At 74.4% G+C, this 14,121-nt stretch carries 8 protein-coding genes; 6 read left to right on the top strand and 2 right to left on the bottom strand.

Features of this window, described 5'->3' with window-relative positions; all coding sequences use genetic code 11:
• The first annotated feature begins 94 nt into the window (after positions 1-94).
• Positions 95-1,096 (top strand): cupin domain-containing protein, encoded by a 1,002-nt coding sequence (locus MNZ29_RS02090; RefSeq protein ID WP_242334365.1) that lies wholly within the window; start codon positions 95-97, stop codon positions 1,094-1,096.
• Positions 1,097-1,262: 166 nt separating this feature from the next.
• On the opposite strand, the gene tpx is transcribed toward MNZ29_RS02090, so the two are convergent.
• A complete protein-coding gene (tpx, locus tag MNZ29_RS02095; RefSeq protein WP_242334362.1) occupies positions 1,263-1,766 on the bottom strand; it encodes a thiol peroxidase in 504 nt (167 codons plus the stop codon).
• A 174-nt stretch (positions 1,767-1,940) separates the two neighbouring features.
• Between tpx and MNZ29_RS02100 the strand changes: the two genes are divergently transcribed.
• Positions 1,941-5,372 (top strand): aminotransferase class V-fold PLP-dependent enzyme, encoded by a 3,432-nt coding sequence (locus MNZ29_RS02100; protein ID WP_242352567.1) that lies wholly within the window; start codon positions 1,941-1,943, stop codon positions 5,370-5,372.
• A gap of 21 nt (positions 5,373-5,393) precedes the next feature.
• On the opposite strand, the gene MNZ29_RS02105 is transcribed toward MNZ29_RS02100, so the two are convergent.
• Positions 5,394-7,505 (bottom strand): ATP-binding domain-containing protein, encoded by a 2,112-nt coding sequence (locus MNZ29_RS02105; protein WP_242352569.1) that lies wholly within the window; start codon positions 7,503-7,505, stop codon positions 5,394-5,396.
• 172 nt (positions 7,506-7,677) lie between these two features.
• Here MNZ29_RS02105 and fdh point away from each other — a divergent pair, with 172 nt between their 5' ends.
• The 4 genes from fdh to moaA are packed head-to-tail and all read left to right on the top strand — an operon-like array spanning position 7,678 to position 14,120.
• Complete coding sequence (gene fdh, locus MNZ29_RS02110) at positions 7,678-10,962, top strand: formate dehydrogenase (protein WP_242352571.1); 3,285 nt, start codon at positions 7,678-7,680, stop codon at positions 10,960-10,962.
• Positions 10,963-10,964: 2 nt separating this feature from the next.
• Positions 10,965-11,897, top strand: coding sequence for a 4Fe-4S dicluster domain-containing protein (locus MNZ29_RS02115; protein WP_242352573.1), 933 nt, complete (start codon positions 10,965-10,967; stop codon positions 11,895-11,897).
• 8 nt (positions 11,898-11,905) lie between these two features.
• Positions 11,906-13,078, top strand: coding sequence for an NrfD/PsrC family molybdoenzyme membrane anchor subunit (nrfD, locus tag MNZ29_RS02120; protein ID WP_242352575.1), 1,173 nt, complete (start codon positions 11,906-11,908; stop codon positions 13,076-13,078).
• Positions 13,062-14,120 carry a GTP 3',8-cyclase MoaA gene (moaA, locus tag MNZ29_RS02125; protein ID WP_242352577.1) on the top strand — a complete coding sequence of 353 codons (1,059 nt, stop codon included), beginning with the start codon at positions 13,062-13,064 and terminating at the stop codon, positions 14,118-14,120. The genes nrfD and moaA overlap by 17 nt, the downstream gene beginning before the upstream one ends.
• Position 14,121: the final 1 nt, after the last annotated feature.

The raw sequence follows: 14,121 nt of genomic DNA on the forward strand, positions 1-14,121 counted from the left end.
GGTCGGAGCAGCTCGAGGTCGGGACCCACCGCCATGCCGCCGTGCACCCGCTTCGTCCCCTGGCGTCGCAGCCGTGCCGCGCTACGCTGCGGTCATGTCCGATGCATCCCTTCCCCGCACTCTCGTCCGCGCCAGCGAGCGCGGCCCGGCCGAGTCGAGCGGCCACCCGTACAACCCGCGCTCGGAGATCCACGGCTGGATGATCTCCCGCGCCGCCGGCCTCGGCCGGATCGCGGTGAACCTCGCGTGGCTCCCTCCCGGCAAGGAGTCCGCCATCTTCCACGTCCACCACCGCGAGGAGGAATGGGTCTTCGTCCTCGAGGGGCGGGGCGTGATCGAGCTCGACGACGCCGAGCACGAGGTCGGCCCGGGCGACTTCGTGGCCCTCCCGCCGGGCGTGGCGCACCACGTCCGCAACGCCTCCGCCGATGAGCGGCTCCTCCTGCTCGAGGGCGGGGAGATCATCCCGGACGTCGAGGTGGCGGACTTCCCGCGCCTGCGACGCCGGATGGTCCGCCTCGGCAATCGTTTCGCGGTCTACCCCATGGACGCGGAGATCGAGTTCTTCCCGGGAGTGAAGGAGCTGCCGCGCGAGCTGGTCGGCCTCCCGCCGCCGGGAGAGCGGCCGCGCCTGCTCGTCCGCGCCGGCGAGCGCGGCGAGGCGCGCGTCTACCACCACCCGCAGAACCCGCGCTCGGAGGTCGGGCTCACCTGGCTCTCCCGCCCCGCGCTGAAGCGCATCTCCGCAGGCGTCGCCGCCGTGCCCGCCGGCAGGGAGTCCTTCGTGAAGCACGTGCACCGGCACGACGAGGAGTGGATGTACGTCCTCTCCGGGAGCGGCGTCGCGGTGATCGGCGACCGCGAGGAGCCCATCGGCCCCGGCGACTTCCTCGGCTTCCCCGCCGGCGACCCGGCACACAACGTTCGGGCGTCGCCGGACGGCGAGCTCGTCTACCTGCTCGGCGGAGACGCCTGGTCGCGGAGCACGATCGAGATCGTCGACTTCCCGGAGCTCGGCTTGCGGAAGACGTTCGTGGGGACGCGCAGCTCCCTGACCTTCCCGCTGGACGCGGCGGTCGAGAGCAAGGGCACTTAGGACGGGCCACGGCGGACAAGGCGGGGGTCGGGTCGGGGTCGGGAAGTCACCTCCGGTATTCACCGCCAGTCGCTCCATCACCGCCGAGGACTGGAGCCGCCGGGCGCCACGAGGCCAGCGGGTCGCCCCGCTGGCCTCGTGCCCGCTGCCTCGACGACGACGCCGTCTAGCCCTGCGCGGCCTTCAGGGCCGGCTCGTATTCGGGCTCCTGCCCGATCTCCGGCACGAGCTGGCGGTAGATCACCTTGTCGTCCGCGTCGAGCACCACGACCGCGCGGCCGCAGAGGCCCGCGAGTGGGCCGTCCGTGAGGAGGATGCCGTAGTCCTGTCCGAACTTCTTGTCGCGCATGAGCGAGAGCGTGACGACGTTCTGCAGCCCCTCGGTCGTGCAGAACCGCTTCGCCGCGAACGGAAGGTCCGCGGAGACGACGAGCACCACCGTGTTCGGGAGCTGACCCGCCTTCTCGTTGAACTTGCGGGTCGAGGTGGCGCAGACGGCCGTGTCGAGGCTCGGGACGATGTTCAGGATCTTGCGCTTGCCCTTGAAGTCGGCGAGCGAGACGTCCTTCAGATCGCCCCCCGTGAGCTTGAAGTCGGGCGCCTTGGCGCCGACGGCCGGCAGCTCGCCGCTGGTGTGGATCGGGTTCCCCTTGAGCGTCACCTGGGCCATGAATCCTCCGTTCGAGTTCGCGCGGTTTTAACCCACGCCCACCCGGAGCGCCGGGATTGTGGCCGCTCGTCCCCAGCGGGGACACACTCACCGTCGCGCCACCCGGCCGCACCCGGCGAGGCGGCTGGCCGCTCCCCGACTCAGGCCGCATCCATCTCCGGACCGGAGGAGGAGATGGGAGCACCCGAGACACGGGAGGCCAGCACGCGCGGGGCGCGCGGCGGCGTCCGGGTCCGCGACGGGCTGTGCGGCATCTGCCCCGCGGGCTGCTGGGTGCGCGCCCACGTGGAGGGGGACCGGCTCGTCGGGGTGGAGCCGCTCCCGGATCACCCGCTCGGCATGCTCTGCACGATCGGGCGCCACTCGCCCGAGATCGTCCACTCGCCCGACCGGGTGAACCGCCCCCTCCGCCGCACTGGCCCCAAGGGCAGGTACGAGTTCGAGCCCATCTCCTGGGACGCCGCGTACGCGCTCCTGGCAGGCCGGCTCGCCAGCATCAAGCGGGAGCACGGCGCCGAGGCGACCGCGGTCTACACCGGCCGGGGCGCGTTCGAGCTCTCGCTCTGCGACGTGTTCCAGCCGGCCGGCGTGGCCGTCTCGTCCGCCTCGAGCGTCCTCTTCCCGTTCGGCTCGCCCAACACGCTCGGGGTGGGGGCGCTCTGCTACGTCGCGTTCGCGATGATCGCGCCGCACGTCACCATGGGCGCGATGCTGCTCGGGCTCGACGCCGACCTCGACCAGGCCGAGCTCGTCGTGCTGTGGGGAGCGAACCCGGCCACCGACTCGCCGCCGACGGCGCACCACCAGGTCGTGCGCGCCCGCCAGCGCGGCGCCCAGGTCATCGCCATCGACCCGCGCCGGAACGACACCGCGCGGGCCGTCGACGCGGAGTGGATCCCGATCCGCCCCGGCACCGACGGCGCGCTCGCGCTCGCCCTCATCGAGGTGCTCCTCGAGGAGGAGCTCCACGACGAGGAGTTCGCGCGCGACTGGACCGTCGGGTTCGAGGACCTCGCGCGGCTCGCCCAGCACTACCGGCCCGAGCGCGTCGAGGGGATCACCGGTGTGCCCGCCGCCACCATCCGCAGCCTCGCGCGCCGCATCGCGGCCGCCCGCGGCGCGTGCCCCGTCACCTACACCGGCCTCGAGTACTCCGGGAACGGCGTGCAGGCGATCCGCGCGCTCCTCACGCTGTGGGGCCTCGCGGGACAGCTCGACGTCCCGGGCGGCCTCGTCTTCCGCATGCGGGACGGCGCGTTCCCGCAGAACCGCCGCCACCTCCAGCCGAACCCCGCCGTGGGGAAGGCGCTCGGGCGCGAGCGCTTCCCCCTGTACACGCGCTACCGCGGCGAGTCCCACGCGATCGCCCTGCCCCGCTCGGTGCTCGAGGGCGATCCCTACCGGATCCGGGCGCTCGTCGTGCACGGTGCGTCGATCCTCACCGCGTGGCCGGACCCGGAGCTGTGGCGCCGGACCCTCGCCGGCCTCGACTTCCTCGTCTGCGTCGATCGCTTCCTCACCGCGGACGCGGCGTTCGCGGACCTCGTCCTGCCGGCGGCGACGGGGTACGAGATCACCTCGTACATGCGGTACGGCCCGCTCTTCAAGATCCGCGAGCCGCTCGTGCCGCCCGTCGGCGAGGCGCGCAACGACTTCCTCATCATGGCCGGGCTCGCCGACCGGCTCGGCTACGGGCACCTCTACCCGCAGACGGAGGAGGCGCTCCTGCGCCACGCGCTCGAGGGGACGGGCTTCACGCTCGAGGCGGTGCGGGCCGCGGGGGGAGAGGCGCGGGTGCCCGCCCCGTTCCTCCAGTATCGCAAGTGGGAGAAGGGCCTCCTCCGGCCCGACGGCGAGCCCGGGTTCGACACGCCCTCCGGCAGGTTCGAGATCGCCTCGTCGATCCTGGCCGAGCACGGCTACGAGCCGCTGCCGGTCTACGTCGAGCCGCCGGAGAGCCCGGCGAGCCGGCCCGATCTCGCGGGCAGCCACCCGCTCGTCTTCAACTCCGGCGCGCGCGGCTTCCACGACTTCCGCAGCCAGCACCACGGCGTGCCCGGCCTCGCGACGCGCGCGCCCGAGCCGCTCGCGACGCTCAGCGCGGAGGACGCCGCCGCGCGCGGGATCGCGAGCGGGGATCCGGTCTGGGTCGAGACGCCGCGCGGGCGCGCCCCCTTCCGCGCGCACGTGACCGCGGACCTCGTCCCGGGCGCCATCGACGCGAGCATGGGGGGCGGCGGGCCGCTGGGGAGCGAGTCCTGGCGCGCCTGCAACGTGAACGCCCTCACGGACCTCGCCCAGTGCGATCCGATCTCGGGCTTCCCCGTCTACAAGGCGCTCCTCTGCGAGGTGCGCCGCGCCGACGGGGCGGCGGCCGCGGAGCCGGCGGAGGGGGCGCCCGAGCGCGACGCGCCGAGGGGACCGCGGATCGAGGCGGCCCCGCTCCGCCCCATCTACCTCGACCACGCGGCGACCACCCCCGTCGCGCCGGCGGTCGCCGAGGCGATGGCGCCGTTCCTCGCGGGCGCGTTCGGGAACCCCTCGAGCGTCCACCCCCGCGGCGCCGAGGCGCGCGCCGCCGTCGAGGACGCGCGCCGCAAGGTGGCCCGCGCGCTCGAGTGCACGGCGCGGCGCGTGGTGTTCACGGGATCGGGCTCCGAGTCGGACAACCTCGCGGTGAAGGGCGCCGCGTGGGCGTGCCGCGCGCGCGGCCGCCACGTCGTCACCTCCGCCATCGAGCACCCCGCCGTGCTGGAGGCCTGCCGCGCCCTCGTGCCTCATGGGTTCGAGCTCACCGTGGTGCCGGTCGAGCGCGACGGGCACGTCTCGCCGGAGCGGGTCCTCGGCGCCCTCCGCGACGACACCGTGCTCGTCTCGCTCATGCTCGTGAACAACGAGGTGGGCACGATCCAGCCGGTCGCGGCGCTCGCGCCGGCGGTGCGGGCGCGCGGCGCGCTCCTCCACGCGGACGCGGTCCAGGCGCTCGGCAAGGTCGCCCTCGACGTGGAGGCGCTGGGGGTGGACCTCCTCACGGTCTCGGCGCACAAGATCCACGGCCCGAAGGGCGTCGGCGCGCTCTACGTCCGCGCCGGCGTCTCGCTCGAGCCGCTCGTGCACGGCGGCGGGCAGGAGCACGGGCTGCGGGCGGGCACCGAGAACGTCGCGGGCGTCGTCGGGTTCGGGCGCGCCTGCGAGCTCGCGATGCAGCGGCTCGGCGGCGGCGAGATGGACCGGCTCGCGGCGCTCCGCGACCGCCTCGAGGCGGGCCTCCTGAGGCTCCTGCCGGAGGCGCGGCGGAACGGGGACGGCGCGCGGATCGCGACCACCCTCGACGTGACGCTGCCGGGGATCCGGGGCGAGTCGCTCGTGCTCGCGCTGGGCCGCCGCGCCGTGCACCTCTCCTCCGGCTCGGCCTGCCACTCCGGCGATCCAGAGCCGTCGCGCACCCTCCTCGCCATGGGCCTCACGCCCGAGGAGGCGCACTGCTCGGTGCGCTTCTCGCTCGGGGCGGGGCAGACCGAGGCGGACGTGGACGAGGCGCTGGCGCGGATCGCCGAGACGCTCGCCGCCTCGCGCGCGGCGGTGCGGTTCCTCGCGTGCCGGTGAGGCCCGCGCCGCGCAGGCGCTTCAGGCCGGTGGGAGGGCGCGCAGGAGCGGCGACGGCGTGCCCGGCGCGGCGATCCAGAGCTGGTGCGCCGCGCGCGTGACGGCGACGTGCAGCCGGCGGCGCGCCTCGTCCGCGTCGGGGTAGGCGCGGACCGAGGCGTCGGGCACGACCACGTAGTCGAACTCGAGCCCCTTCACGCTCGCCACGTCGGTGACGTCCACGCCCGGCCGGAACGAGAACCGGCCGTCGATCGCCAGGCGGGCCTCGGGCATGTCGGAGAGGAGGCGGTGGAACGCGCGCGCGACCTCGGCCGAGTGCGCGACGACCGCCACGGACGCGTCCGGCTCGCGCTCGACGAGATCGCGGATCGCCCCCACCAGGAACAGCTGCGCGTGGGCCTCCGTCGGGAAGTCGAACCGCGACACGGGCGCGCCGTCGCGGCCCGCGCGCGGCGGAGAGGGCGGCGCGAGCGGGCCGAGGATGGCGTGGGCGGCCTCCGCGATGGGGCGCGGGCAGCGGTAGGTGGTCTCGAGCTTGACCGTCGCGGCGCGCTCCGCGCCGATCGCCGCGAGCGCCTGCGGCCAGCCGGCGTAGGAGGAGAACGTCTGCTGCGCGTCGTCGCCGGCGAGGGTCACGCTGCGGCCGTCGAGGTGGCGGCCGAGCACGGAGAGCTCGAACAGCGAGACGTCCTCCGCCTCGTCCACCACGAGGTGCGCGAGCGACCTGCCGCCCCCGGCGCCGGCGAGGGTGGCGAGGAACAGGAGGATGGGGAGATCCTCCGGGTCGAGCGTCCCGGCGATCGCCTCGGGCGTGTCCTCGGAGAGGCCCAGGCCGTCGAGCGTCTCGCGCCGGTCGGGATCGACGCCCGCGACGAGCTCGTCGGTCGGCGGCGCGAGCTGCAGCCGCGTGTGCCGGACCGTCTCCTCGATGGCCGTGGTGGGGAGATCCCCCTGCGCCGCCCGGATTACGCCGGCGAGGAACGCCGGGTCCACGCACAGATCGCCGAGCTCCTGGCGCAGCTTCGCGAGCGAGGGCCGCGCGCCGGCGAGCCGCGGGCGGCGGCGGAGCGTCTCGTACAGCGCGGGGTGGCGCTTGAGCCGCGAGACGAGCGACGGCGTGTCGGCGCACAGGCGCGGCGGCGGGGCGCGGAAGACGCTCTGGAACGCGCCGCGCGACCAGGAGTCCAGCGTCCGGACCGCCGCCCGATCGAGGCCGAGCGGCTCGAGGAGCCGCGCCGCGAGCTGCGCGAGGCCGAGCTCCGGCACCACCACCTGCATCCGCGAGGGCGGGAAGCGCCGCGGGTCCTCGAAGGCGATGCGCGCGAGCCGGTGCAGGGCGACGGTGGTCTTGCCGCTCCCGGCGCTGCCGATGACGAGCAGCGGCCGGTCCGGGGGCGCGGAGACCGCCTCGAACTGATCGGGGTCGAGCAGGGCGGTGATGTCCGGGGCGGAGACCCTCCCGCGCGCGCCCGCGCCGGTCCCGAGGGCTCCGGCGCGCGCCGCCTTGCCCGCGCCGCCCCCGAGCGCGGCGCCCTGCACGGCGAGCCGCCGCCACACGCCGTCGGCGCCGCGCGCGACGGTCAGCTCTCCCGCGGAGACGCGGGTGAGCACGCCGCGCTCCACCACCACCACGCGGCGCGCCTCCACCACCCCCGCCGCGACGCGGCCGGGGAACGCCTCCTCGAACTCCTCGCCTTCGCGGTAGCGGTAGAAGATCGCGGCGACCGGCGCGTAGCGCCAGTCCACCACGCGCACCCCCGCCCCGCGATCCACGAACGTGTGCCGGCCGAGGCAGTAGTCCCTGACCTCGCCCCCCTCGCGCACCCGCAGGTGCGCGAAGTACGGCGCGCTCGGATCGGGGAACCCGTCCGGCCGCTGGCGCTCGAGCACGGCGCGAACGAGTCCCATCTCCTGGAACACGGTCGGCAGGTCCTTGGAGGTGGACTCGAGCGCCTCGTCGCGGAGCTCCCGGAGGCGTCCGGCGAGGTCGCTCTCCGCCCGGACGGACGCGCGCGCGCCGAGCGCCCCGTGCACCGCCGCGAGGAGGGATTCCTCCTCGGCCACGATGTCCTGTGCGCGGGCGTCGAGGGCGTCGGACGCCGGGGGGATCGCCTGTGGAGTCCGGATCGGCAAGGGGCGGTCCTTCTAACGCGGCGCCAGGGCGATCGCACGCTGGTTCGGCGGCGGCGCATCCTACCCTCGACCCTGACGCCGGCGCGCGCAAGGCGCGGTGCGACGAGGTCGCGGGCGCGCGCTGGCGTCGCGCCCCGAGCGTGTCCACCGTCTCCACTCGGGGGAATACCCGATGCCCAAGCTACCCGTGCTCTCCGAGTGGCCCGTCGCTCGCCAGCTCGTCTCCGGGGACACCTCTGGCCTCGGCGCGAGCGCCATGAGCGAGCGGACGCGCGAGCTCGTGCCTCGCACCGCCTCGGCGGATCGCGTGGTCCGCTCCATCTGCCCTTACTGCGCGGTCGGCTGCGGCCAGCTCGTCTACGTGAAGGACGAGCGGATCGTCGACATCGAGGGCGATCCCGACTCGCCCATGTCCCAGGGCTGCCTGTGCCCCAAGGGCGCCGCGACCTTCCAGCTCGTCACCGGCTCGCACCGCGAGCAGCACGTCCTCTACCGCCGCCCCGGCGGCAGGGAGTGGGAGCGCATCCCGCTCGCGCGGGCGATGGACATGGTGGCCGAGCGAGTGAAGCGCTCGCGCGACGAGACGTTCGAGGAGCGCATCGAGGATCCCGGCGCGAAGCACCACGGCGCGCGGGTGCGGCGCACGCTGGGCGTCGCGCACCTCGGCGGCGCGACCCTCGACAACGAGGAGAACTACCTCCTCAAGAAGCTCTACACCGCGCTCGGCGTCGTGCAGGTGGAGAACCAGGCCCGGATCTGACACAGCTCCACGGTCCCCGGTCTGGGGATCTCCTTCGGACGCGGCGGCGCGACGACCTTCCCCGGCGACCTGCAGAACGCCGACTGGGTGGTCGTGCAGGGCTCGAACATGGCGGAGTGCCACCCCGTCGCCTTCCGCTGGGTGATGGAGGCGAAGAACCGCGGCGCGACGATCATCCACGTGGACCCGCGCTTCACGCGCACGAGCGCGGTCGCCGACCTGCACGTCCCCATCCGCCCGGGCTCGGACATCGCCTTCCTCGGGGGCCTGGTGCGCCACGTCATCGAGAACGAGCGCTGGTTCAAGGAGTACGTCCTCCACTACACGAACGCCTCGACGCTCGTGGACGAGCGCTTCCGGGACACCGAGGACCTGGAGGGGCTCTTCAGCGGGTTCGACTCGAAGTCGAACTCGTACGACCCGGAGACCTGGTCGTACGACGGCGTCGACGGGGTGGTGCCCGCCGCCGGCCACAAGGAGGTCTACGCCGAGAAGGGCGCGGGGAAGGAGTCGCTGCACGGCGCGAACATCCTCGAGCGGAAGACCGACCCGACGCTGCAGGACCCGCGCTGCGTGTTCCAGATCCTGAAGCGTCACTTCTCCCGCTACACGCCCGAGGTCGTCGCCGAGACGTGCGGCATCCCCGAGCCGCTCTTCCTCGAGGTGGCGGAGACGCTGTGCCGGAACTCGGGGCGCGAGCGCACCGGCGCGTTCTGCTACGCGGTCGGCTGGACGCAGCACTCCGTGGGCGTCCAGTACATCCGCACCGCGTCGATCCTCCAGCTCCTCCTCGGCAACATCGGGCGCCCCGGCGGCGGCATCATGGCGCTCCGCGGGCACGCCTCCATCCAGGGATCGACCGACATCCCGACGCTGTTCGACCTGCTCCCCGGCTACCTGCCGATGCCCCACTCGCTCCTGCCCGACCGCGGGCTCGAGCAGTACGTGAAGAACAACCGCTCGCCCTCGGGCTGGTGGAGCGAGATGCCGAAGTACGTCGTCTCGCTCCTCAAGGCGTGGTTCGGCGACGCGGCCACGCGGGAGAACGACTGGGGGTTCGATCTCCTGCCCCGCCTCTCCGGCAACCACTCGCACATGACGACCGTCTCCGAGATGGCGGACGGCAAGGTGAAGGGGTACCTCGTCGTGGGCGAGAACCCGACGGTCGGCTCCATGCATGGGAGCCTGCACCGCAAGGGCCTGCGCAAGCTGGACTGGCTCGTCGTGCGCGACTTCGCCCTCACCGAGACCGCCGAGTTCTGGCGGACGGCGCCGGAGATCGCGCGCGGGGAGGTCCGGACCGAGGACATCCAGACGGAGGTGTTCTTCTTCCCCGCCGCCGCGCACACCGAGAAGGACGGCTCGTTCACCAACACGCAGCGCTGCCTGCAGTGGCACCACCGGGCCATCGAGCCGCCCGGCGATTGCCGCAGCGATCTCTGGTTCGTGTACCACCTCGGCAAGCGCCTTAAGCGCCTCTACGCGGACGCGCCGGGGCCGAACGCCGAGGCCATCCGGGCGCTCACCTGGGACTACCCGACGAAGGGGAAGGACGAGGATCCCGACGCCGAGGCCGTCCTGCGCGAGGTGAACGGCTTCACGATCAGGGACGGGAGGCCGGTGGCGGGCTTCAAGGAGCTCACCGACGACGGCGCGACCGCGTGCGGCTGCTGGATCTACTCCGGGTGCTACAAGGACGGCGTGAACCAGCCCGCCCGGCGGCGGCCCCAGTCCGAGCAGCACTGGGTCGCGCCGGAGTGGGGCTGGTCCTGGCCCGCGAACCGCCGCATCCTCTACAACCGCGCCTCGGCCGATCCCGAGGGGCGCCCCTGGTCCGAGCGGAAGCGCTACGTCTGGTGGGACGCCGAGAAGGGCGCGTGGTCCGGCTACGACGTCCCGGACTTCATCCCCGACCGGCCGCCCTCGTACCGGCCGCCGCCGGGGGCCGAGGGGCTCGCCACGCTCTCGGGCGACGATCCCTTCATCATGCAGGCCGACGGCAAGGGCTGGCTCTTCGCGCCCTCCGGCCTGCTCGACGGCCCGCTCCCGACCCACTACGAGCCGGAGGAGTCGGTCCTCGAGAACCCGCTCTACCCGCAGCAGTGCAACCCGGCGCGGATGGAGTGGCACCGGGCCGACAACCCCTACCACCGCGCGTTCGGCGACCCGCGCTTCCCGTACGTCGTCACGACCTACCGCCTCACCGAGCACCACACCGCCGGCGGGATGAGCCGCTGGCTCTCGTGGCTCTCCGAGCTGCAGCCCGAGATGTTCTGCGAGATCTCGCGGGAGCTCGCGGCGGAGAAGGGGCTCGCGAACGGGCGCTGGGCCACGATCACGACGGCGCGGGGGGAGATCGAGTGCCGCGTGCTCGTGACGGAGCGCATGAAGCCGCTCCGGGTGAAGGGGCGGACGCTCCACACGATCGGCCTCCCCTACCACTGGAGCTACGTCGGGCGCGTGCGCGGCGACCCGGCGAACGAGCTCATCCCGTTCGTGGCCGACCCGAACGTCTCCATCCAGGAGTCCAAGGCGCTCACCGCGAACATCCGCGCGGGCCGCCACTCCCTCGGGCGCCGCTCCGCAACTGACGGGCTCGAGCTCCGGCAACCGGAGCCCCCGCGCGCCCCGCCGCCCCGCGATCTGCCGGGGATCCGGACCGCGCACCGCCACCCTCCGACCGAGCCGAGGAAGTAGCCATGCAGCGGATGGGCTTCTTCACCGACACCACGCTCTGCATCGGGTGCAAGGCCTGCGAGGTCGCGTGCAAGCAGTGGAACCAGCTCCCCGACGACGGCTTCCACTTCACCGGCATGAGCTACGACAACACCGGCATGCTCGGCGCCTCCACCTGGCGCCACGTCGCGTTCGTGGAGCGCGCGGCGGAGCTGCCGGGCCAGGGGAGCCCGCGCGACGGCGTCGAGGGCGGCGCGCGCGCGTTCGGCGAGCTGTTCCCGGCGGGCCAGCCGGGGCCGACGAGCCTGCTCGGGCACGACATCCAGCCGACGCACCTCGAGACGCCGGTCGCGCTCGGGCCCACCGAGCGCGCGCTCGGGAAGTTCTCCTGGCTGATGATCTCCGACGTCTGCAAGCACTGCGAGCGCGCCGGCTGCCTCGAGGCCTGCCCCACCGGCGCGATCGTGCGCACCGAGTTCGGCTCGGTCTACGTCCAGCCGGACGTCTGCAACGGGTGCGGGTACTGCGTCTCCGCCTGCCCGTTCGGCGTCGTCGACCGGCGCGAGGAGGACGGTCGCGCGTGGAAGTGCACGCTCTGCTACGACCGGCTGAAGGGCGGGATGGTCCCGGCGTGCGCGAAGGCCTGCCCGACCGCCTCCATCCAGTTCGGCGAGCTCGAGGACCTGCGCGCGCGGGCCCACCGGCGCGTGGAGCAGCTGCACGCGCGCGGCGTGGCCGAGGCCCACCTCTACGGCGAGGACGCCGCGAGCCAGCCCGGGACCGAGGGGCTGCACGCGTTCTTCCTGCTGTGCGATCGCCCCGAGGTCTACAACCTGCCGCCCGACCCGGTGGTGCCCACCGCGAAGGTGGTGCGGTCGTGGCGGTCGATGGCCGCGGGCGTGCTCTCGCTCGCGGCGCTCGCCATGGGCGCGGTGTTCTCGGCGCGGAGGGCGTGATGGACGCGATGGATCCGCTGAGGCAGGCCTCGACGCCAAGGGACGGACGCAACGTGGATCCGCAGGTGGGGCGCCTCACCGGCGAGGCCTCCGGGCAGCGCGCCTCGCCGCAGCGCGCGGCGGCCGCGCTCGCGCGCGCGGACCGCGCGGCGGAGCGGACCGCCTCCCTCCCGGAGGAGGAGGTGGAGGGGCCGAGCTACCACGGGCTGCCCGTGCTGAAGGAGCCGGTGTGGAGGTGGATGATCCCCGCGTACTTCTACACGGGCGGCCTCGCGGGGGCGTGCGGGGTGCTCGGCGCGGCGGCGCAGCTCGCCGGCGGGCGCGGCACCTTTCCCCTCGTGCGGCGCTGCCGGACGCTCGCGGTGGGCGGGGCGGTCGCGAGCGCGGGGCTCCTCATCGCCGACCTGGGCCGGCCGGCGCGGTTCATCGCCATGATGCGCGTGTTCCGTCCGACCTCGCCGATGAACATGGGCACCTGGGTGCTCGCCTCGTTCGGCGCGCTCAGCGGCGCGGCGGCGCTGCCGGCGTTCCTCCCGTCGTCCCGCGCGCTCCGGCGCGCCGGCGACGCCGCGGGGCTCGCGGCCGGGGCGCTGGGCCTGCCGCTCGTCGGCTACACCGGCGTCCTGCTCGCGAACACCGCGGTGCCGGTGTGGCAGGAGACGCGCAACACGCTGCCGATGCTGTTCGCCTTCTCCGGCGCGGTGAGCGCCGGCGCGGCGCTGGACCTCTGGCCGCCCGCGGGGCCGGGGGCGGAGATGGCGCGGCGGTTCGGGCTCGTCGCGAAGGGCGCCGAGATCGCGCTCTCGCGGGCGCTGCACAGGGAGGCCGGCTTCGAGCGGGTGGAGCGGCCGCTCCGGCGCGGCGCGGCAGGCGCCCTCCTTCGCGGCGCGCGCATCCTGCTCGGCGCCTCGGCGGTCGTGGACCTCGTGCGCCGCCGCTCGCCCGCGCTGCGGATCGCCTCGGGCGCCCTCGGCACGCTGGGGACGCTCGCGCTCCGCTTCGGGGTGCTGGCCGCGGGACGTGCCTCCGCCCGGGATCCCCACGCGACGTTCGAGCTGCAGCGCGCCGGGCGCGGCGCCGCGGAGCTGACTAGGAAGGGGGAGGCGCCCGGACGGATGCCCGCACCGAGCGGGATCGACGCGACGGGTGAGGAATCGGTGGAACATGGAGCGATTCCCTGAGCCCGTCGTCCCGGCCACCGCCGCGCGCCCGGCCCCTGCGGAGCGCGTGAACGCCGCCGCCTGCCGTCCGCGGGGCTCGCTCGTCGACGCGCAGGGCCGGACCATCCGCTACCTGCGCGTGGCGCTCACCGACCGCTGCAACTTCCGCTGCACCTACTGCTCGCCGGCGGCGTACGAGCCGCCGGACGCCCTCCTCTCCCGCGCGGAGCTCGCCCGGCTGTTCCGGCTCTTCGCCGCGCTCGGCGTGCGCCGCATCCGGCTCACCGGCGGCGAGCCGACGCTGCGCAGGGACGTCGTCGAGATCGTCGCGGACGCCGCCGCGACGCCGGGGATCGAGGACGTCGCGATCACCACGAACGGCCACCGGCTCGCAGAGCTCGTCGAGCCGCTCCACGCGGCGGGGCTCGGCGCGCTCAACGTGTCCCTCGACACGCTCGCGCCGGAGCGGCTCCGCGGCGTCTCGGGCCAGGCGGCGCGGCTGGACCGCATCCTCGCCGGCATCGACGCGGCGGCGGGCCGGTTCCGCTCGCTGAAGCTCAACACCGTGGTGATGCCGGGCGTGAACGAGGACGAGCTCGGGTCGCTCGTGCGCTACGCCTGGGACCGCGGCGCCCTCCCCCGGTTCATCGAGCAGATGCCGTTCGGCGGGGGCGCGCCCGTGCCGCTCGCGGAGGTTCGCCGGCGGCTCGAGGAGGCGGGCTTCTCGCTCGCCCCCGACCTCTTCCGCGGCTGGGGTCCGGCCCGCCACATGCGCGCCCGCGACCGCGACGGGCGCGAGGGGCTCGTCGGCTTCATCGGCGCGATGACCGAGAACTTCTGCGAGGACTGCAACCGGGCGAGGATCGCGGCCTACGGCGGGTTCCAGGCCTGCCTGGGGGGCGAGGATCGGGTACAGCTCAAGGATCGGATGCGGGCGGGCGACGGGGACGAGGCGCTCGCCGACGCCGTGGCGGGCGCGCTGGGGAGGAAGGCGCCGCGTCATCACATGGAGGAGGCAGGCGCCGGGCTCGTGCTGCTGGCAATGCGCGGCATCGGGGGCTAGG

Origin of the sequence: Anaeromyxobacter sp. SG64 (assembly GCF_022690745.1) — a bacterium.
Classification (GTDB): domain Bacteria; phylum Myxococcota; class Myxococcia; order Myxococcales; family Anaeromyxobacteraceae; genus Anaeromyxobacter; species Anaeromyxobacter soli.

Excerpts from the sequence above, each read along its gene's own strand:
- MNZ29_RS02100 (WP_242352567.1), top strand. The coding sequence starts at position 1,941 with ATGGGAGCACCCGAGACACGGGAGGCCAGCACGCGCGGGGCGCGCGGC.
- tpx (WP_242334362.1), bottom strand. The coding sequence starts at position 1,766 with ATGGCCCAGGTGACGCTCAAGGGGAACCCGATCCACACCAGCGGCGAG.
- nrfD (WP_242352575.1), top strand. The coding sequence starts at position 11,906 with ATGGATCCGCTGAGGCAGGCCTCGACGCCAAGGGACGGACGCAACGTG.
- MNZ29_RS02115 (WP_242352573.1), top strand. The coding sequence starts at position 10,965 with ATGCAGCGGATGGGCTTCTTCACCGACACCACGCTCTGCATCGGGTGC.
- moaA (WP_242352577.1), top strand. The coding sequence starts at position 13,062 with ATGGAGCGATTCCCTGAGCCCGTCGTCCCGGCCACCGCCGCGCGCCCG.
- MNZ29_RS02090 (WP_242334365.1), top strand. The coding sequence starts at position 95 with ATGTCCGATGCATCCCTTCCCCGCACTCTCGTCCGCGCCAGCGAGCGC.